20 protein-coding genes and 1 tRNA gene are annotated in these 18566 nt (G+C 65.8%); 15 read left to right on the top strand and 6 right to left on the bottom strand.

Annotated features, from left to right (window positions below; translation table 11 throughout):
• Positions 1 to 26: 26 nt before the first annotated feature.
• Entirely contained in the window at positions 27 to 485 is a 459-nt protein-coding gene (locus JWN03_RS23515; RefSeq protein WP_297618916.1) for a peroxiredoxin, read from the bottom strand.
• A 106-nt stretch (positions 486 to 591) separates the two neighbouring features.
• Positions 592 to 903: a hypothetical protein gene (locus JWN03_RS23510; RefSeq protein WP_297618914.1), complete on the bottom strand. Its 312-nt coding sequence runs from the start codon at positions 901 to 903 to the stop codon at positions 592 to 594.
• Between the two features lie 261 nt (positions 904 to 1164).
• On the opposite strand from JWN03_RS23510, the gene JWN03_RS23505 reads away from it, so the two are divergent.
• The 11 genes from JWN03_RS23505 (at position 1165) to JWN03_RS23455 (ending at position 12746) form a co-directional block, all read left to right on the top strand.
• Entirely contained in the window at positions 1165 to 2706 is a 1542-nt protein-coding gene (locus JWN03_RS23505; RefSeq protein ID WP_297618912.1) for an anthranilate synthase component I, read from the top strand.
• Complete coding sequence (locus tag JWN03_RS23500; protein ID WP_297618909.1) at positions 2706 to 3719, top strand: TIGR02234 family membrane protein; 1014 nt, start codon at positions 2706 to 2708, stop codon at positions 3717 to 3719. The genes JWN03_RS23505 and JWN03_RS23500 overlap by 1 nt, the downstream gene beginning before the upstream one ends.
• Before the next feature lie 149 nt (positions 3720 to 3868).
• Positions 3869 to 4687, top strand: coding sequence for an indole-3-glycerol phosphate synthase TrpC (gene trpC, locus JWN03_RS23495; RefSeq protein WP_297618906.1), 819 nt, complete (start codon positions 3869 to 3871; stop codon positions 4685 to 4687).
• Between the two features lie 8 nt (positions 4688 to 4695).
• Positions 4696 to 5979, top strand: coding sequence for a tryptophan synthase subunit beta (gene trpB / locus JWN03_RS23490; protein ID WP_297618904.1), 1284 nt, complete (start codon positions 4696 to 4698; stop codon positions 5977 to 5979).
• A complete protein-coding gene (gene trpA / locus JWN03_RS23485; RefSeq protein WP_297618901.1) occupies positions 5976 to 6776 on the top strand; it encodes a tryptophan synthase subunit alpha in 801 nt (266 codons plus the stop codon). Before trpB ends, trpA begins: the two co-directional genes overlap by 4 nt.
• A gap of 60 nt (positions 6777 to 6836) precedes the next feature.
• Entirely contained in the window at positions 6837 to 8030 is a 1194-nt protein-coding gene (gene lgt, locus JWN03_RS23480) for a prolipoprotein diacylglyceryl transferase (protein ID WP_297618898.1), read from the top strand.
• A 74-nt stretch (positions 8031 to 8104) separates the two neighbouring features.
• Entirely contained in the window at positions 8105 to 8632 is a 528-nt protein-coding gene (locus JWN03_RS23475) for a TM2 domain-containing protein (protein ID WP_297618895.1), read from the top strand.
• A 241-nt stretch (positions 8633 to 8873) separates the two neighbouring features.
• Positions 8874 to 9632, top strand: coding sequence for an amino acid ABC transporter substrate-binding protein (locus tag JWN03_RS23470; RefSeq protein WP_297618892.1), 759 nt, complete (start codon positions 8874 to 8876; stop codon positions 9630 to 9632).
• A gap of 32 nt (positions 9633 to 9664) precedes the next feature.
• Positions 9665 to 10333: an amino acid ABC transporter permease gene (locus tag JWN03_RS23465; RefSeq protein WP_297618891.1), complete on the top strand. Its 669-nt coding sequence runs from the start codon at positions 9665 to 9667 to the stop codon at positions 10331 to 10333.
• A gap of 79 nt (positions 10334 to 10412) precedes the next feature.
• Positions 10413 to 11834, top strand: coding sequence for a pyruvate kinase (gene pyk, locus JWN03_RS23460; protein ID WP_297618889.1), 1422 nt, complete (start codon positions 10413 to 10415; stop codon positions 11832 to 11834).
• Complete coding sequence (locus JWN03_RS23455) at positions 11835 to 12746, top strand: acyl-CoA thioesterase (protein WP_297618887.1); 912 nt, start codon at positions 11835 to 11837, stop codon at positions 12744 to 12746.
• A gap of 73 nt (positions 12747 to 12819) precedes the next feature.
• Here JWN03_RS23455 and JWN03_RS23450 read toward each other — a convergent pair whose 3' ends face one another.
• From JWN03_RS23450 to JWN03_RS23440, 3 genes are all read right to left on the bottom strand, one after another.
• A complete protein-coding gene (locus JWN03_RS23450) occupies positions 12820 to 13221 on the bottom strand; it encodes a hypothetical protein (protein ID WP_297618885.1) in 402 nt (133 codons plus the stop codon).
• Positions 13222 to 13392: 171 nt separating this feature from the next.
• Positions 13393 to 14067, bottom strand: coding sequence for an arsenate reductase/protein-tyrosine-phosphatase family protein (locus JWN03_RS23445; RefSeq protein WP_297618883.1), 675 nt, complete (start codon positions 14065 to 14067; stop codon positions 13393 to 13395).
• A gap of 51 nt (positions 14068 to 14118) precedes the next feature.
• Positions 14119 to 14670 carry a monooxygenase family protein gene (locus tag JWN03_RS23440; RefSeq protein WP_297618880.1) on the bottom strand — a complete coding sequence of 184 codons (552 nt, stop codon included), beginning with the start codon at positions 14668 to 14670 and terminating at the stop codon, positions 14119 to 14121.
• Positions 14671 to 14829: 159 nt separating this feature from the next.
• Between JWN03_RS23440 and JWN03_RS23435 the strand changes: the two genes are divergently transcribed.
• The 3 genes from JWN03_RS23435 (at position 14830) to JWN03_RS23425 (ending at position 17141) form a co-directional block, all read left to right on the top strand.
• Complete coding sequence (locus JWN03_RS23435; RefSeq protein WP_297618878.1) at positions 14830 to 15417, top strand: hypothetical protein; 588 nt, start codon at positions 14830 to 14832, stop codon at positions 15415 to 15417.
• Between the two features lie 80 nt (positions 15418 to 15497).
• On the top strand, positions 15498 to 16031 hold the full coding sequence (locus JWN03_RS23430) for a hypothetical protein (RefSeq protein ID WP_297618875.1): 534 nt from the start codon (positions 15498 to 15500) through the stop codon (positions 16029 to 16031).
• Positions 16032 to 16214: 183 nt separating this feature from the next.
• Positions 16215 to 17141, top strand: a complete 927-nt coding sequence (locus JWN03_RS23425) for a TRADD-N-associated membrane domain-containing protein (RefSeq protein WP_297618873.1) — start codon at positions 16215 to 16217, stop codon at positions 17139 to 17141.
• Between the two features lie 437 nt (positions 17142 to 17578).
• Here JWN03_RS23425 and JWN03_RS23420 read toward each other — a convergent pair.
• A tRNA-Leu gene (locus JWN03_RS23420) sits at positions 17579 to 17662 on the bottom strand.
• Positions 17663 to 17894: 232 nt separating this feature from the next.
• Here JWN03_RS23420 and JWN03_RS23415 point away from each other — a divergent pair.
• Positions 17895 to 18518, top strand: coding sequence for an ANTAR domain-containing response regulator (locus JWN03_RS23415; protein ID WP_297618871.1), 624 nt, complete (start codon positions 17895 to 17897; stop codon positions 18516 to 18518).
• Positions 18519 to 18566: the final 48 nt, after the last annotated feature.

Below are 18566 nucleotides of genomic sequence, written 5' to 3'. Positions count from 1 at the left end.
GGACCAATCGGGCATCGAGGGTTAACTCACGCGCGATCGCGCAGGAACTGCAAGGCCTCGTCCGCATGGACATTCGCGCGCAGTTCGCTATTGATCACCTTGGCGATGGTGCGGTCCGGATCGATGATGAACGTGGTGCGCTTGACCGGGATCAAGGCGCCCAGCAGGCCGCGCTTCACGCCGTATTCGGCGGCGACCTTCGCGCCGACGTCCGACAGCACGGGGTAGTTCAGCGACTGCTTCTCCGCGAAACCGGACTGCACGTCCACGGCGTCGGCGCTGATGCCCACACAGGAGGCGCCCAGGGCCTTGAATTCGCCTGCCAGATCCCGGAAGTGGCACGCCTCGGCGGTGCACACCGGGGTATTGGCGGCGGGGTAGAAGAAGAGCACGACCGGTCCGTCCGCAAGCAGCGAATCGAGGGATCGGGGAGTGCCGGATTGGTCCGGAAGCTCGAACTGCGGGGCGAGCTGGCCTGGCTTCATAGGCAGGAGATTACGGGATCCGCGCCGGATACGAATCAGCCCGCAGACGGACCGGTCTGACTTGGTCCGTGCGCGGGCTGCTCGACGATCGGGGTTCGGCCCACGGTTAGGCACCGATGAGCGCGGCGACCTCCGGGTTCTTGATGTGCATGACATCGAGGATGCCGTGTGCCCGCAGGAAGGGCTTGAGCTCCCGAATGCGATCGGTGTGCTCGGCGTACTCGTCCGGGAAGGACCGTGGATCGAGCGCTTCCAGCGCCTTGACGTACGTGACGAACGAGGCGATGGCGCTGTACTTGCCGCCGCCCTGCTGGTTCATGCCCATCATCCGCGGCGGCTGACCGGGCATCGAACCCATGCCTACCTGCGGAGCTGCGTGCCGTGGACCCTCCGGTGCGACCGGTTGCGAGGGGTACATCTGTGTTGAACTCCTCTCGATTGGGATACCGCGTGGCGACCTCTCCATCTGCTGGAGGAGCAGATTGCCGCGTGCGTAGTGATGACCGCATCGTGTATTCGCGGCCGGAGGGTCCGCGGCTCTGTCTAATTTGCCCTCCGCTTCGCTCCGGGCGGGTTCGCGGCCCTGCAAGCTCGGCCTTCCCTCCTCCGCTCCCCCCGCTCCATCAGTCCAGACCGAGCCGGGCCGCGAACCTTGATGTGGGCCTGGAATGATGGGCGAATGCACGGTGCTTCTAACACCTCCACCACCTCCCGCGAACAGTTCCGCCTGCTGGCGGCCGATCATCGGGTTGTCCCGGTGGTTCGAAAGGTGTTGGCCGACTCGGAGACTCCGCTTTCTGCCTATCGCAAATTGGCCGCGGACCGGGCGGGAACCTTCCTGCTGGAGTCCGCCGAGAACGGGCGATCGTGGTCGCGATGGTCGTTCATCGGCGCGGGCAGTCCCACGGCTCTGAGCGTTGTCGACGGGGAAGCGGCCTGGCTCGGGCAGAGTCCGGCCGATGCGCCCTCCGGCGGTGACCCACTGCTCGCACTGCGCGAGACCCTGCGATTGCTGCAGACCGAACGGCTGCCCGGTCTGCCGCCTTTGACCGGTGGCATGGTCGGCTATCTCGGCTATGACGCGGTGCGCCGCATGGAACGGCTGCCCGTGCTCGCCGCCGACGATCTCGAACTGCCGGAGATGGTGCTGCTGCTGGCCACCGATCTGGCCGCGTTCGATCATCACGAGGGCGCGATCACGCTCATTGCCAATGCGGTCAACTGGAACGGCACCGACGAGCGCGTGGACGAGGCCTACGACGATGCGGTGGCCCGCCTCGATCGCATGACCGAGGCCCTCGCCGCCCCCGCCGACTCCACCGTGTCGGTCTTCGACCAACCCGAACCGAACTTCCGCCGCCAGCGCACCTCCGACGAATTCGGCGCGGGTGTCCGCCGCCTGGTCAAGGAGATCGAGGCCGGCGAGGCCTTCCAGGTGGTGCTGTCGCAGCGCTTCGAAATGGAGTACGGCGGAACGCCACTGGACCTCTATCGCATGCTGCGCGCCTCCAACCCGAGCCCGTACATGTACCTCATGCACATTCCGGACGGTGCCGGCGGCACCGCGTTCTCCATTGTCGGATCCAGCCCCGAATCGCTGGTCACGGTGAAGGACGGCGTGGCCACCACGCATCCGATCGCGGGCACCCGCTGGCGCGGCGCCACCGAGGAGGACGATCTGCTCCTCGAGAAGGGCCTGCTCGCCGACGAGAAGGAGAACGCCGAGCACCTCATGCTCGTCGACCTCGGCCGCAATGATCTCGGCCGCGTCTGTGAGCCCGGCACCGTGCGCGTCACCGAGTACCGGCACATCGAGCGCTACAGCCATGTCATGCACCTGGTTTCGACGGTCTCCGGCCGGCTGGCCGCCGGCAAGGTCGCCTTCGACGCCGTGCAGGCGTGCTTCCCGGCGGGCACCCTCTCCGGCGCCCCGAAGGTTCGTGCCATGGAGTTGATCGAGGAACTCGAGCCCACCCGCCGCGGCATCTACGGCGGCGTGGTCGGTTACCTCGATTTCGCCGGTGACGCCGATACGGCCATCTGCATCCGCACGGCGCTGCTCAAGAACGGCACCGCGTATGTCCAGGCGGGTGCGGGTGTGGTGGCCGATTCGAATCCCGACTACGAGGACGTCGAATCCCGCAATAAGGCGATGGCCGTCCTCAAGGCCATTGCCGCGGCGGAAACCGTGCGCGCCTACCGCCCGAACGGGACTGCCTGATGACCGCTCCGGAGCCCGACCCGAAAACCTCGGCGGCACAGGCGAAAGCAGTCGGCGGTGCGGCGGAGGCGCCCGGGGCGCAGCCTGACTCGAGCGGTGAGGTGGACGCCGACCTAGCCGCCGCCCGCGCCGATATGCAAGCGGCACAGGCCGATACGGCCGACGCCGAAGCTGATGCACGCGCCGCGGGGGTTGATGAGCGCGCCGCGGAGGTTGAAACGCGCGCCGCCGAAGCTGATGCGTGCGCTGAAACTGATGCGCGTGCCGCTGAAACTGATGCGCGCGCCGGTGAAGCCGCAGGGCAGAAGAAGCCCAGGCCGGTGGGTGCGGTGGCGCTGCTGGCCATCGCCGCCGCGCTGCTGTGGGTCGCGTCGCGCATGACCTGGGTGAGCGTGCAGGTCATCAGCGAGCTCGGGCCGCCGCGGTCCGTGCATCTGTCCGGTTCGACCTGGTTCGGCGCCCTGACTCCGCTGGCGCTGGTGCTGATCGCGACCATTGCCGCGGTCTTCGCCACGCGGGGCTGGCCGCGCCGGATCATCGGCGTGGTGGTGGCCGTGCTGGCCGCGGTGGCGGCGGTCCCCGCGTATGCCCTGCTGCAGGGCCAGGGCAAGACCGCCGAGCGGGCCGGGCGGCTGGCCGAACTGCGCACCTGGGAGCATGTGGGTACGGCGCAGACTTCGACACTGCCCGCCGTACTGACCATGGTCGGTGCGGTCGCCGCCTTCCTGGCGGGTGTGCTGCTGACACGCATGCCCTCCGAGAGCGCGCGCATGTCGGGCAAATACGACAACCCGGTCTTCCGCAAGTCGGAGGCCGCCGAACAGGTTGCCGAACATCACGCAGTGCAGCGTGCTTCGGAATCCGGGTCACAGGACGCGCCGCAGGAACAACTGTCGGGCCGGGTGCTGTGGGATGCCCTCGACGCGGGCGCGGATCCGACCGACGAGGAAACCGATACCGCTGCCGCACACGATGATCCAGGTAGCGGCGGTGCGGGCCACAAGCCCGCTTGAACTGGGCGTGGGAGCAGTGTCGCTCCCGGTACCGCCCCCGCCGTCAACGGCGGAAAGATAGCCATTTACTCTTTATCAGCATCGGTGAGACAGCGCCTGGGGGGATTCTCAGGCAGCAAGTCCGTCTCCCCAGAAAGGATTCGAGCCAGATGACGGTACTCGACTCGATTCTCGACGGGGTCCGTGCGGATGTCGCCGCACGGGAAGCCCTCCTGGATTTCCAGGGTGTCAAGAAGGCCGCCGCCGCGGCTGTCTCTCCTCGTGACGCCAAGGCGGCGCTGCACGAAGAGGGTATCGGCGTGATCGCCGAAGTGAAGCGGTCCAGCCCTTCCAAGGGCGCCCTGGCCGACATTCCGGACCCGGCCGTACTGGCCCGCGCGTACGAGGACGGTGGTGCGCGCATCATCAGCGTGCTGACCGAGCAGCGCCGCTTCGGCGGTTCGCTCGCGGATCTCGACGCGGTGCGTGCCGTGGTCGATATTCCGGTTCTGCGCAAGGACTTCATTGTCGGCCCGTACCAGATCCACGAGGCCCGTGCGCACGGCGCGGATGTCATTCTGCTGATCGTGGCGGCGCTGCCGCAGGACGTGCTGTCCTCGCTCATCGACCGCACCGAATCGCTCGGTATGACCGCGCTCGTCGAGGTACACACCGAGGAAGAGGCGGACCGTGCCCTCGAGGCCGGCGCCACCGTGATCGGTGTGAACGCCCGCAATCTCAAGACCCTCGAGGTGGATCGGGATGTGTTCGCGCGCATCGCCCCCGGCCTGCCCAGCGACGTTATTCGCATTGCCGAATCCGGCATTCGCGGCACCGCCGATCTGCTGGCCTACGCCGGTGCGGGCGCGGACGCCGTGCTCGTCGGTGAGGGCCTGGTGACCAGCGGCGATCCGCGTGCCGCGGTGGCCGAACTGGTGACCGCCGGAACCCATCCGTCCTGCCCGAAGCCGGTTCGCCGGGGCCGGTGAGAGAGCCGATGACACAGACGAACGACATTCTCGGCAAGAACGCCGGCCTGCCGCAGGCCAGCGAAGGCGTGTCGCACAAGAGCCTGCACGAGCCGGATGCCGGGGGACACTTCGGCGTCTACGGCGGCCGGCATGTGCCCGAGGCGCTGATGGCCGTGATCGAAGAGGTCACCGCCGAATACGACAAGGTGCGCGTCGACCCGAACTTCCTGCACGAGCTGGACCGGTTGCAGCGCGACTACACCGGCCGCCCGTCACCGGTGTTCGAATGCGTCAATCTCGCCAAGCACGCGGGCGGCGCTCGCATCCTGCTCAAGCGAGAAGACCTGAACCACACCGGTTCTCACAAAATCAACAATGTGCTCGGGCAGGCGCTGCTCGCCAAGCGCATGGGCAAGACCCGCGTCATCGCGGAGACGGGTGCGGGCCAGCACGGCGTCGCCACCGCCACCGCGTGCGCGCTGCTGGGCCTCGAATGCGTCATCTACATGGGTGCGGTCGACACCGCCCGGCAGGCCTTGAATGTGGCCCGCATGCGGCTGCTCGGCGCCGAAGTCATCAGTGTGACAACGGGTTCGCAGACGCTCAAGGACGCCATCAACGAGGCGCTGCGCGACTGGGTCACCAATGCCGACGCGACCTACTACTGCTTCGGCACCGCGGCCGGCCCGCACCCCTTCCCGTTGATGGTGCGCGATTTCCAGCGCATTATCGGCATGGAGGCGCGGGTGCAGGTGCCGGCGCACACCGGACGGCTGCCCGATGCGGTAGTCGCCTGTGTCGGTGGCGGTTCCAATGCCATCGGCATCTTCCACGCCTTCCTCGATGATGCCGCGGTGCGGCTCATCGGCTACGAGGCCGCGGGCGACGGTGTCGAAACCGGCCGTCACGCAGCCACTTTCGCCGGTGGTCGGCCGGGCGCCTTCCAGGGTGCCTACTCGTACCTGCTGCAGGACGAGGACGGTCAGACCATCGACTCGCACTCCATCTCGGCGGGTTTGGATTATCCGGGCGTGGGCCCGGAGCATGCCCTGCTCAAGGACATCGGCCGCGCCGAGTACCGCCCCATCACCGATACCGAGGCGATGGACGCGCTGCTGCTGCTGTCCCGCGCCGAGGGCATCATCCCGGCCATCGAATCGGCGCACGCCGTTGCGGGAGCGCTGAAGCTGGGCCAGGAATTGGGCGAGGGCGCAATCATTCTGGTGAATCTCTCCGGTCGCGGTGACAAGGATATGGATACCGCCGCCAAGTGGTTCGGGCTGTTCGACAAGCCGGAGGAGCAGCAGTGAGCCAGCAGTCCCGTCTCGCCAATACCTTTGCCGCCTGCCGCGAGGACAATCGCGCCGCGCTCATCGGCTATCTGCCCGCCGGATATCCGGATGTGCAGGGCAGCATCGATGTCTGCGTCGCCATGGTCGAATCCGGTTGTGACGTCATCGAAGTCGGTGTCGCCTACTCTGATCCGGTGATGGACGGCCCGACCATCCAGGCTGCCGCCGAGCAGGCGCTGCGCGGTGGCGTGCGGGTGCGCGACGTGTTCAAGGTCGTGGAGGCCATCAGCAAGGCCGGTGGCAAGGCTGTGGTCATGGCCTACTGGAATCCGGTGCTGCAGTACGGCGTCGACACCTTCTCCCGTGATCTGGCGGCGGCGGGCGGCCTCGGCCTCATTACGCCGAACCTGATTCCGGAGGAGGCCGACGACTGGTTCGTCGCCTCGTCCACCTACAACCTGGACCGCATCTTCCTGGTGGCTCCGTCCTCCACGGAGGAGCGCCTGGTGAAGACCCTGGAGGCCTCGCGCGGGTTCGTGTACGCGGCCTCCACCATGGGTGTCACCGGCGCGCGTGATGCGGTGTCCTCCATGGCTCCGGCGCTGTGCGCCCGCATTCGTGCGCACTCCGATATTCCGATCGGCGTCGGCCTGGGTGTGCGCAGCGGTGCACAGGCGGCCGAAATCGCTTCCTACGCAGACGGTGTCATTGTGGGCTCGGCGCTGGTGAGTGCCGCTGCCCAGGGCCTCGACGCGGTGCGGACATTGACCGCGGAACTCGCGCAGGGCGTGCGTTCGGCGGCAGTCGCTTCCTGATATGAGCGGCGCGCTACCCGGGGCAACAGTGCGCTCAGGTAATTCCGCTACGGTGGGCGCGTGACCATACGAGCCCTGGCCGACCAAGTTTCGGCCTCCGACGTGCTGGCCTACATTCCCAGTCCGCCCCGCGGCGTATGGGAGCTCGGCCCGTTCCCGTTGCGCGCCTATGCCATCTGCATCATCATCGGCATTATCGCCGCCATCTGGTGGGGCGAGAAGCGGTGGCAGCAGCGCGGCGGGCAGGCGGGGATGGTGCTCGACGTCGCCATGTTCGCGGTGCCGTTCGGCCTGATCGGCGGGCGGCTCTACCACGTCGCCACCGACTATCAGAAGTACTTCGGCGAGGGCGGCCACCCGCTCGACGCGCTCAAGATCTGGCAGGGCGGTCTGGGCATCTGGGGCGCGGTGCTGCTGGGCGGCATCGGGGCGTGGATCGGCTGCCGTATCTACCGAATTCCCTTGCCCGCCTTCGGTGATGCCATCGCACCCGGCATTCTGCTGGCGCAGGCCATCGGCCGCCTGGGCAATTACTTCAACCAGGAACTGTACGGCCGCCAGACCACCGTGCCGTGGGGCCTGGAGATCTACCAGCGCTTCGATAAAAACGGCGGGCTGGACATGATGAACGGCATCGCCAGCGGCGCCGCCGAGAAGATCGTGCAGCCCACCTTCCTCTACGAGCTGGTGTGGAATCTGCTGGGCGTCGCCGCGCTGATCTTCCTCGATCGCAAATTCCGCATCGGGCATGGGCGGCTGTTCGCGCTGTACGTGGCCGTCTACTGCTTCGGCCGCTTCTTCGTGGAGCTGCTGCGCGACGACGAGGCCACCCACATCCTGGGTCTGCGCGTCAACACCTTCACCTCGGCCATCGTGTTCATCTGTGCCGTCGCGTATTTCCTCTTCGCGACCAAGGGCCGCGAGACCGCCGAACAGGTACAGGCGGGCGTGTACCGGCCGCTGCCGTGGCAGTTCGGCGCACTGCGCGCCTACGGCGCCGAACGCACCGGGGCGACGGCGGAGTCGGCGGCAGCCGAGGCCGGTACCGCGTCCGAGCCGGAGACCGGAGCGGAAGCCGAGACCGAAGTGCAGTCCGCCGACCTGGAAAAGTCCGATTCGTCCGAGTCTGAATCCCCTTCGGCCGGCAACGAATCCGAGGCGAACGGCGATAACCCTTCCGAATCCGGCGATTCCGAGCCGGCGGTCACATTCGAGGCGACGAAACCGGTCTCTTCCGGCAAGAATGAGTCCTGACCGCCGCGTATCGAGATTCGCACGGCGGGTTCAGCACATGGGGGCCGTGCGGCCCGCGATTCAGGAGGACTCGAGTGACGGACCCATTCAACAAGCAACCGGAGCAGGGCGGCCCGCAGTACGGCGCGCCCGGCACCGGCCCGCAGTACGGGCAGCAACCGCCCCAGCAGTACGGCCAGCCGCAGCAGCCGGGGTATGACCAGTCACAGCCCGGCTATGGTCAGCAGCCCGGTTACGGTCAGCAGCCGGGATACGGTCAGCCCCAGCAGCCCGGCTACGGCCAGCCGCCGTACGGTCAGCAGCCCGCGTACGGCCAGCCCGGTCCCTACGGTCAGCCGATGCCCTACGGCGCGGACGCGGAGGCCCCGTACGGCCGTGACATCTACGGCGTGCCGTTCTCCGACAAGAGCAAGCTGACCGCGGGCCTGCTGCAGCTGCTGTGCGGTGGTTTCGGTATCGGCCGCTTCTACCTCGGCTACACCACAATCGGTGTGCTGCAACTGCTCACGTGTGGCGGCTGCGGAATCTGGGCCCTCATCGACGGCATCATGATCCTCACCGGCAAGGTGCCGGACCTGCAGGGCCGTCCCCTCAAGGACTGACTTCTCGGTTGCCCCCTCTGTTGGTTCGCGGCCGTCCCGGTTCTGGACTGCGCTCCGCCTCCCCGCGCTTGGAGCGGGGGAGCGAAGCGGAGGAGCGGAGGAGGGAAGAACCGGGACTCGGGGCCGCGAACCCGCCCCGGAGCGAAGCGGAGGGGCAATTAGACACAGCCGGTTTCTGGCGTACCCTTTGTCGGTTGTCTGCCGCGTGGTTGCGCCACGCTCGAGGAGAGGTAGTCCGCCCGTGCGCCGTAAGCTGTTCGCCGCCGTGCTCGCCATTGTTGCCGCCACCGCGGGGCTCACCGCCTGTAGCAGCGGCAGCAACGACCCCAATGTATTGAAGGTCGGCACCGAGGGCACCTACTCGCCGTTCAGCTATCAGGACGGTGGCAACCTCACCGGCTACGACGTCGAGGTGATCAAGGCCGTCGGCGACAAGATGGGCCGCAAGGTCGAATTCGTGCAGACGCCGTGGGACGCCATCTTCGCGGGCCTGGAGTCCAAGCGCTTCGATCTCGTCGCCAATCAGGTGACCGTCAATCCCGATCGCGCACAGAAGTATTCGCTCTCGCAGCCGTACACCACCTCCGAGGGCGTCATCGTCACCAAGACCGACAATGCGGGCATTCACGCGCTGGCCGATCTGAACGGCAAGACCTGCGCCCAGTCCTCCACCAGCAATTGGAGCAAGGTCGCCTCCGGCGCCGGCTGCAAGGTCGAGGGTGTGGAGGGCTTCGTGCAGGCCATCCAGCTGCTCAAGAACGGCCGCGTCGATGCCACCGTCAATGACACCCTGGCCGTCGGCGAGTACAGCAAGAAGACCGGCGACACCGGCGTGCACGTGGCCGGCAAGACCGGTGAGACCAGTCAGCAGGCCTTTGCCGCGCGCAAGGATTCGCAGCAGTTGATCGACCAGATCAATACCGCGCTGGATCAGCTGCGCTCGGACGGCACCCTCACCAAGATCTCCGAGAAGTACTTCGGCACCGACGTCAGCAAGTAAGGGCCACTGGGAGATTCGAGGGCGAACCGACCATGGATCCTGCCACCTGGGCGCTGATCCGGCAGAACCTGTGGCCGATGCTGGAGGCCACCCTCAAGCAGACGCTGCCGCTGACCGCCGTCAGTTTCGTGATCGGTCTGGTGCTGGCGCTGTTCGTGGCGCTGGCCCGGATGTCGAAGATGCGGCTGCTGTCCGCGGCGGCCCGCTTCTACATTTCGGTCATTCGGGGTACGCCGCTGCTTGTCCAGCTGTTCATCATCTTCTACGCGCTGCCGCAGTTCCATATCCTCATCGACCCGTTCCCGGCGGCGGTCATCGCCTTCAGCCTCAATGTGGGCGGGTATGCCGCGGAGATCATTCGCGCCGCCATTCTTTCGGTGGCGCACGGGCAGTGGGAGGCGTCCTATGCGGTTGGTATGACCTATTCGCAGGCGTTGCGTTTGATCATCCTTCCGCAGGCCTCGCGCATTGCCGTGCCGCCGCTGTCGAACACCCTGATCTCGTTGGTGAAGGACACCTCGCTGGCGTCCACGATTCTGGTCACCGAGTTGTTGCGCACGGCGCAACTGGCCGCCGCGCCGACCTTCGACTTCTTCGCGCTCTACGGCGTTGCGGCGCTCTACTACTGGGTAATATGCCTGTTCCTGGGCTTCGGCCAAACCCGCTTGGAGACCCGGCTCGCCCGCCATGTAGCGCGCTGACCGGCAGTTAGCTGGAACGTTCGGCAAACTTCGCGTGCCCGGTCAGCGGGACGATGAGCGCAGGTCTAGGGTTGATGATGTGATGCGACGAACGAAGATTGTGTGCACAATGGGCCCGGCGGTGTCGTCGGAGGACCGAATTCGTGAACTCGTCGAGAGTGGTATGGATGTGGCGCGGCTGAATTTCAGCCATGGCGAACACTCCGACCATGCCGAGAATTACAAAAAGGTACGCCAAGCAAGCGATCTACTCGGCCGCACGGTCGGCATTCTCGCCGATCTGCAGGGACCGAAGATTCGACTGGGCCGATTCATCGAGAACAAGACCGTCTGGGCGACCGGTGAAGAAATACGTATCACCGTCGAAGACATCGTAGGAACCCACGACCGTGTCTCCACCACCTACAAGCAACTCGCCGAGGACGCCAAGGCCGGCGACCGCCTGCTCGTCGACGACGGCAAGATCGGCCTGACGGTCGAACGCGTCGACGGCCACGATGTGGTCTGCCGGGTCACCGAGGGCGGCCCCGTCTCCAACAACAAGGGCGTCTCACTGCCCGGCATGGACGTCTCGGTGCCGGCGCTGTCCGAAAAGGACATCGAGGACCTCGAATTCGCGCTGAACCTCGGCGTCGACTTCATCGCGCTGTCCTTCGTGCGCTCCCCGTCCGACGTGGAGCTGGTGCACGAGATCATGGATCGGGTCGGCCGCCGGGTGCCGATCATCGGCAAGCTCGAAAAGCCTGAGGCCATCGACAATTTGGAGGCCATCGTGCTGGCCTTCGACGCCATCATGGTGGCGCGTGGTGACCTCGGTGTGGAGCTGCCGCTCGAGCAGGTGCCGCTGGTGCAGAAGCGGGCCATCCAGATGGCCCGGGAGAACGCCAAGCCGGTGATCGTGGCGACCCAGATGCTGGAGTCCATGATCACCAACTCGCGGCCCACCCGCGCCGAGGCCTCCGACGTCGCCAATGCGGTGCTCGACGGCGCGGACGCGGTCATGCTCTCGGGCGAGACCTCCGTCGGTGACTACCCGATCGAGACCGTGCGCACCATGGCCCGCATCGTGCACGCGGTGGAGTCCGAATCCTCCACCCGGGTGCCGCCGCTGACTCACGTGCCGCGCACCAAGCGGGGCGTCATCTCCTACGCGGCCCGCGATATCGGCGAGCGGCTCAATGCCAAAGCGCTGGTGGCCTTTACACAGTCCGGCGATACCGTGCGCCGCCTGGCCCGCCTGCACACCCCGCTGCCGCTGCTGGCCTTCACACCGAATCCGGTGATCCGCAATCAGCTGGCCCTGACCTGGGGCACCGAAACCTTCATCGTGCCGCCGGTGGGTACCACCGACGAGATGATTCACCAGGTCGATACCGCCCTGCTGTCGATCGGCCGGTACAAGAAGGGCGATCTTGTCGTCATCGTGGCCGGGTCCCCGCCGGGTACCGTGGGTTCCACCAATATGATTCACGTCCACCGGATCGGCGAGGAGGACCACTAGGTGAGTGCATCGCTAGGCGAAGCTGTTTCGGGCTCGGAACAATCGGGCCCGTCGGCTGATCTGCAAGTACTGCTCGAACTGCTCGATCTCGAGGAGCACGGGCCGGACATCTTCATCGGTCAGCACCCCTCGAAGGTGTGGAGCCGGACGTTCGGCGGTCAGCTGGTTTCGCAGGCGATCATCGCCGCCGGGCGCACGGTGGGACCCGGTCGCCCGGTACACGCCGTCAATGCGCACTTCGTGCGCGGCGGCGACCCCAAGAAGCCGATCGAATACCACGTCGATCGGCATCGCGACGGGCGCTCGTTCGCCAATCGCACGGTGACGGCCGTCCAGGACGAGCAGGAATTGTTCGTCATGCTGGCGGCTTTCCAGGACTCGGGCAAAGGTCTCGAACACGGCACCCCGCTGCCCGATGTCGCGGACCCGGAAACCCTTCCGCGCGTGGAGGAGTCCTTCGCCGGGCTGGAGGATAAGCTCGAAATGTTCGTGAAGGCCCCGCATCCCATCGATATGCGGTACACGAACGATCCGGCCTGGATCCTCAAGGGCACGGGGGAGAAGCTCAATCACAATCGGGTGTGGATGCGCGCCGACGGGCGGCTGCCGGACGATCCGCTGATCCACGTTGCGGCGCTGGCGTATTCGTCGGACACCACGGTGCTCGATTCGATCATCACCACGCACGGGCTGTCCTGGGGTCTGGACCGCATCATCGCGGCCACGGTCAATCACTCCATCTGGTTCCATCGGCCGTTCCGGTTCGACGAGTGGGCGCTGTACGCCACCGAGTCGCCGGTTGCCGCCGGGTCGCGCGGCCTGGCCCGCGGGCACTTCTACGCGCGCGGCGGGGAACTGCTCGCGACCACGGTGCAGGAGGGCGTGATTCGCCACTTCCCGCCGCGGGGATAGCTGAGCCCAGCACGCGAAAATCAGGCCGTACCCACCTGGGTGCGGCCTGACTTGTCTTGCAGGTCCGCGCGACTCAGATGAGTTCGCGGTTCTCTTCCAGCTCGAAGTTCTCGCGCTGCAGTGCGTGCACGATGTAGGGGATCGGCTCGTCGGCGGACAGGCCGAGGACGAGCCGCTGTTCCAGCCGTGCGATACCGGCCTTGGTGAGCTGGCGCGAATCACCGACCAGGCTCAGTGCTATCTCGTAGGTGCGGCGCTCACCCGGGTCGGCGTCGGGATTGTCCAGGCGCCACTGGGTTTCGAGGACCGTATGGGTGGGATCGTCGCACTCCACCGGAAGGGTGAAGCGCCAGGCGAAGATGTCGCGATCGTCCACGTACTCATCCACGACGCGGCACACCGTTTCGGTGACGCGGTGGAGGGTCTGCGGTGTCACGTAAACATGGAGCGAAACATCCGAAATTCGCTTCGGCATGTCTGAGTCCTGTTCCTGTGTCGAACCACCGGCGGTGGTGTTCCGCGCGGAAGTGTAATCCCTTACCGGACTTAGCGGGCAGACAGGTGTATTGACACGCTGGGTCCAGCGTAATCCTGGTTACGCAGAAGTGGAATAGGTAAAGGGGTACCGAGATCGCGGAATGTGCTCCTACCCGGCAGATTCCGCCGCGTGGCGGATGGGTTCGACTGACCGCTTGGGCAATTCGCCCGTATCGACGCGTCCGCCGGGCAGTACGAGTAGCGCCGGGCGCGTCGCACCGGTGGTCGTGGCGCCGGCGCGGGGCTGGATGGTGGCTTCCGGATGCTGATGCGCGTGCAGGGCCAGCAGCAGCGGCACCAGGGCCTCGGCAATGCGATCGCCGACCTCACAGAACTGCTGAGCCTTGAGACCGACCGGGTCCGAGATGTTCTCGCGCCCCACATAGGCGAGATCGTCGCGTGCGGCATGCAGTCCGACCACCGTGCGCGCACCGCTGACCTTCGCGATCCGGTACGCCTCCAGCAGCGTGAAGGTGCGCGCGAGGGCCTCGGGCGTCTGCTCCCGCACCTGATCGCGAATCTTCTCGGTCATGGTGAGTACCAGATCGGCGCGATGCACCATCTCCGGTTTCAGCCGGCGGGCCTTGAAATCACTGGCGTCGCCGCCGAGTCCGGCAATCGTTTGCGCGGCAAGCGGTTCCGCCGGGAAGCCGACCAGTGCCCGCACGCCCGCGCTTTCGGCGGATAGCTCCTGTAGCCCGTGTTCGGCGGCCACCGCCAGCGTGAGGCGCTCGGCAATGACAGACCTGCAAACGTTTCCGCTGCACACGAAGAGCACATGCATTCGCCCAACCTATGCTCACGATTCGGTTACGAAAATGCCTGGAAGGGTTTGTCACACGGTTCGACCGGGAAATTCATCCGGTCGCTGAATGTCGGTCGCCTGCTGTTCGTAATACGAGCTCTCCGCAACCACCGAGGCCACCTCCGGTGCTGCCCCGCGCACCCGCTGGCGCGTGGAGAACAACCGCCCGCGCGCAGGCACCGTCGGTGCGAATCGGGTCAGTCCGGCCACCGGAGCCATATCGTCGTAGACCGAATCGATCCCGCCGCGGGCGAAATACGCCTCGTGCCAGAAGCCGGTGCCGCCGGAGTTCTTCAGGAACTCCTGCCACCAGATCCGGTGCGGTTCGGAGCGGGTCCAGCGTTCGAGGCTCTCCAGATCCCGCCAGTACTGCCGGGCGCCCCAGTGCGGCGGGAACAGCGACCACACCACGTCCTCGTGCGAGAGCAACCCGTCGGGGCGGTCCTTATGTGAGCGATACAACTTCGGGCCCACGCCGATCAGCCGGAGGATTCCGCGCGGTCTGTGCACCCGCATCCCGAGCAGTATGACGACCAGATCCGGATACTCGGATAGATCTGCCGTCACCCTGTTGACCCGCATGCGGGACCTCCACATCGCCGCGGCCGTGTACTCGGCCTGTGCGGTTATACGAATTATCCTGCTTATCCGGTTCGACGGCCATTCCCGCATGTCGTGAACCCCGCCCCCGCGAGTGCCCTACGCTGCGCCGCCCGCCGGCTGGTCCGTAGTGTCGTGCCGGTGAGTGCGCTCCTCGTAGAGGTTTCCGAGAAGGTGGATCGGCTGCGGTCCGTGCTGTCGCGTGGCCGCTACCTCCGGGCCGAATTCCCGCCCGGCGTCGAACTGGACAATGCGGAACAGCTGGCGGGCTATCGCCGGACGATGGAGTACTACTTCGCCTCCGGGCATCTGCCGGTCGAAGCGCGGGCAGGGCTCGACGAGCTGACCCTGCCCCGCGCCATGGTGGAGCTGTACCGGATCACGGCACATCCGAAGTCGGGACGTATCAGCCTGTTCCAGGCCTTCGACAAGGGCGAGATCATGGACCCGCACGGCTGGGCGCATCGCGATGACGAGCATTGGCTCGCGGTCGGATCGGTCGCCGACGACAAGTTCCTGGTCAGTCTCATCACCGGCGAGGTCATGTTCGCCGACCATCAGTTCTCGCGACCCGGCGAAGTGGACACCACCCGCATCATCGCGCCGGATCTGCTGACCTTCTTCGACGAGTGCATGATCGGCCCGCGCTACGGCGAATTCGTCAGTGCCGCCGATCTGACCGACCCCGCGGGCTGGTTCCGCTTCCTGCAGGACAACGACCTCGCATAATCGTTCCGGTTCGCCCGGTTCGATCGACAGTCGCGCCATTGGCGTGCGGCGGGGCCCATCGGCTGGCTACCCTCCGGTACGTGAGCTCCGCTACCGCCGCCACCCCGCGCACATACAGCCTGCGAGATTTTGCCGAGACCTACGTTCTCGCGCAAGCGAATTGGTCCGACCCGATCGGCGGTTACCACCAGGAGAATTCCGCCTACAACGCCGCCCTCCGCATCCACCGCGAACGCCTCCTGGGTGCCCTGGAGGAGTTGTTCGGCCTCGAGCTGAACATGAAGAACATGGTCGAAATCCCGCGCGGCACAGTGCTGTTCATGCACTTCAAGAGCACGGTCCTGTCCTGCCTGGCCCTCCGCACCCCCGGCCATCCCGAAGCGGGCCTGCTGCTGCGCTCATTGGAAGCCGCAGGCGACCCGGGCAAGCGTGTCGTCCTGGCCTCGACCCGAATCGACAAACTCCTGAACCTCTCCAAGGAGGCCCACCTAGACCTCCTCGAGGACCTACTACGCATCCTCCTGGGCCCCCGAGCCGACGACACCTTCACCGCCTCGGATCTGCGCAGCTGCGGAATAACCGACACCCCGCCCTCGCTCGCGGACTATTCCTGAGACGGCAACCGACTTCTGCATGACTGGATGATCCTGCACCGCAGGGCAATTCACACTGCCCGAATCCTGCTGAGCCGGACTCGGGCACGGCCACCGCTCTGCATGCGGCGCCAATTGACTGCGCTTACAGCCACTTTCGGGCCCCGCGATTGACGATTCACCGGCTGCGGTGCATCATGCCTCATGAGCTTCGAGACGGTCGTCTCTGCGACTGTGTTCAGCGCGGCCGTCATTTCGGCCGCGGCCGGTGTTATCGGGGTGACTCTGTCCAGAGCAACTCGTCAGCAGTCGGCGCTGAAGCACGCCGGGGAGTTGGCGCAGGTGATTGTCGAGGCCGAGGAGTTCGACGGTCGTTCGCTGCGGGCTCGCAGGCCCACGCCGGACCCTGATCTCGCTGCGGGATCCGGACAACTGCCAATCCCGCAATGGCTCAGCCCCCATGACCACCGGTCGCCTGCGCCCCAACAGCCTGAAACTCCTGTCCGGACACTGCCGGGGCCCCCGGTCTACGCATCACCGCCGCCCACTGCCTATGCACCGCCGCCGTCCAGTGGCCGCCGATTTCTACCGTCGCGAACCAAAACCCCCGGTTCCGTCCCGGGTCAGATCAAAGCGGCCCCTCCCACTCGGGCGCACAATCCGGATCGCCGCACGCCGTCGAATGTCGATAACTTGCAAGTGCGCCAGTACTTCGACCACATCGAGAGTGCTAAAAGTCAAAGCGGGATCTATTTTTGGACATACCTGGTCTCCGGTCTCCTCGGTATCTGCGTGCTCCTGGCTGCCGCCGCCATCGCTCTCTTCGGCAGTCGAGATGTCGCGATCTTCACGACAATCTGCGGTGCACTCCCCACGGCGATATCGGCGATGTTCTACAAGCGCGCCGGAGACCTCGACACGGTGGTGCACGACAACCTCGCGCGGCTGGACAAGGCCGTCGAGACCGCCAAGCGAACGAAGGCCGCCAAAGAGGCCGCATCGATGCTGCCCGTCGGCCAGACTCGCGACCGAATGCTGAGCCTGATCGCGATCCGTCAGATGTTTCCCGATGCCTCTCCCGCCGAGATCGCAATTCTGACATCGCAGGACGTAGCGAAGGTCGATCCCTGAAAGCGCGCTCCATCGCCTGCTCGACGTACCCGGCGAGTGCGAATGGCAGGCCGTCCTCGGCGTGCTCCTGGACGGCCGCGATCTCGACGCCCTGGTGTTTGCAAATCGCATGGGCAGCTACCTGACCTCGCCCGAGTCCCGTTGAGTCTTCAATGAGGCGGCCAGGGCTTCCGAATTGAAAGATGTTGTACCACAAGGGTGTCGGCATTACCGCGGCATCGTTCGCGATCAGTGCCGGAGCGAATATCGAAGTGGTGCAACGGATGTTGGGCACAAGACGGCGACGCTGACCCTCGACCTGTACGGGCATCTGTTCCCAGACGATCTAGACCCTGTGGCCGCCGGAACGGAAGCCGGAGCGGGAGCTGCTGCGGGCCAACTGCGGGCCGGATGAATCAGAAAGGCGGGCATGATCACCGATCAAGCCCGCCACTCGGTGCCGAGTGTGGGAATCGAACCCACACGTCCTTTCGGACAACGGTTTTTGAGACCGTCGCGTCTGCCTATTCCGCCAACTCGGCGCACCGCTGGAAGAGCATAGCGGGTTGGGGGCTCGGTGGCCTAACCGGGGCTCGGCGGGGCGGGGGTGAGAAGAACATCGTTGTGATACTGGTCGGTTTGCGCTGGGTACGTGGGTTGTAGCGGGCGTTGGACGGTACTCTTTGGTTAACTCGGGTACGTGCCGATCCGTTGAGGGTGGCTTCGGACCGGTGTGCCGTCGGGTGTTGGTATCGGAGCGACAGGGGTTCATCTATGGGAACGACAGCAGGGGGCGGTTCGAAGAAAGATGCCGCGGCATCGGCCCCCAAGCGGGTGGTGGTTGCCGAGGACGAGGCGCTCATCCGGATGGACCTGGTGGAGATGCTCTCGGAAGAGGGCTATCAGGTGGTGGGGGAGGCGGGAGACGGCCAGGTGGCCGTGGACCTCGCAGAGGAGTTGCGTCCTGATCTGGTGATCATGGATGTGAAGATGCCACGGCGTGACGGTATCGACGCCGCTGGTGAGATCGCGTCGAAACGTCTTGCGCCGGTGGTGATTCTGACCGCGTTCAGCCAGCGTGACCTGGTCGAGCGGGCTCGGGACGCGGGTGCGATGGCGTACCTGGTGAAGCCGTTCACGAAATCGGATCTGGTGCCCGCCATCGAATTGGCGGTCAGCCGATTCCATGAGATCACCGCGCTCGAAGGCGAAGTCGCCAATCTCGCCGATCGGCTCGAAACACGGAAGCTCGTGGAGCGTGCCAAGGGTGTGCTCATGCAGACCCAGGGCCTCTCGGAACCGCAGGCGTTCAAGTGGATTCAGCGCACGGCAATGGACCGTCGCACCACGATGAAGGCGGTCGCCGAGGTAGTGCTGGAGAATTTGGCACCCAAGTAAGACTGTTTTGCTCGAACTTTGCCCCTCTGTTGCCGTGAATGCGCTGAA

This window comes from Nocardia sp. (genome assembly GCF_025465275.1).
Taxonomy (GTDB): domain Bacteria; phylum Actinomycetota; class Actinomycetes; order Mycobacteriales; family Mycobacteriaceae; genus Nocardia.
The sequence above is the reverse complement of the archived record's forward strand: the minus strand, read 5'-3'. Positions and strand labels throughout refer to the sequence as shown.

Excerpts from the sequence above, each read along its gene's own strand:
- JWN03_RS23450 (WP_297618885.1), bottom strand. The coding sequence starts at position 13,221 with ATGCCGAAGCGAATTTCGGATGTTTCGCTCCATGTTTACGTGACACCG.
- JWN03_RS23510 (WP_297618914.1), bottom strand. The coding sequence starts at position 903 with ATGTACCCCTCGCAACCGGTCGCACCGGAGGGTCCACGGCACGCAGCT.
- JWN03_RS23445 (WP_297618883.1), bottom strand. The coding sequence starts at position 14,067 with ATGCATGTGCTCTTCGTGTGCAGCGGAAACGTTTGCAGGTCTGTCATT.
- JWN03_RS23440 (WP_297618880.1), bottom strand. The coding sequence starts at position 14,670 with ATGCGGGTCAACAGGGTGACGGCAGATCTATCCGAGTATCCGGATCTG.
- trpB (WP_297618904.1), top strand. The coding sequence starts at position 4,696 with ATGACACAGACGAACGACATTCTCGGCAAGAACGCCGGCCTGCCGCAG.
- JWN03_RS23500 (WP_297618909.1), top strand. The coding sequence starts at position 2,706 with ATGACCGCTCCGGAGCCCGACCCGAAAACCTCGGCGGCACAGGCGAAA.
- trpC (WP_297618906.1), top strand. The coding sequence starts at position 3,869 with ATGACGGTACTCGACTCGATTCTCGACGGGGTCCGTGCGGATGTCGCC.
- JWN03_RS23515 (WP_297618916.1), bottom strand. The coding sequence starts at position 485 with ATGAAGCCAGGCCAGCTCGCCCCGCAGTTCGAGCTTCCGGACCAATCC.
- JWN03_RS23505 (WP_297618912.1), top strand. The coding sequence starts at position 1,165 with ATGCACGGTGCTTCTAACACCTCCACCACCTCCCGCGAACAGTTCCGC.
- JWN03_RS23465 (WP_297618891.1), top strand. The coding sequence starts at position 9,665 with ATGGATCCTGCCACCTGGGCGCTGATCCGGCAGAACCTGTGGCCGATG.
- JWN03_RS23425 (WP_297618873.1), top strand. The coding sequence starts at position 16,215 with ATGAGCTTCGAGACGGTCGTCTCTGCGACTGTGTTCAGCGCGGCCGTC.
- JWN03_RS23415 (WP_297618871.1), top strand. The coding sequence starts at position 17,895 with ATGGGAACGACAGCAGGGGGCGGTTCGAAGAAAGATGCCGCGGCATCG.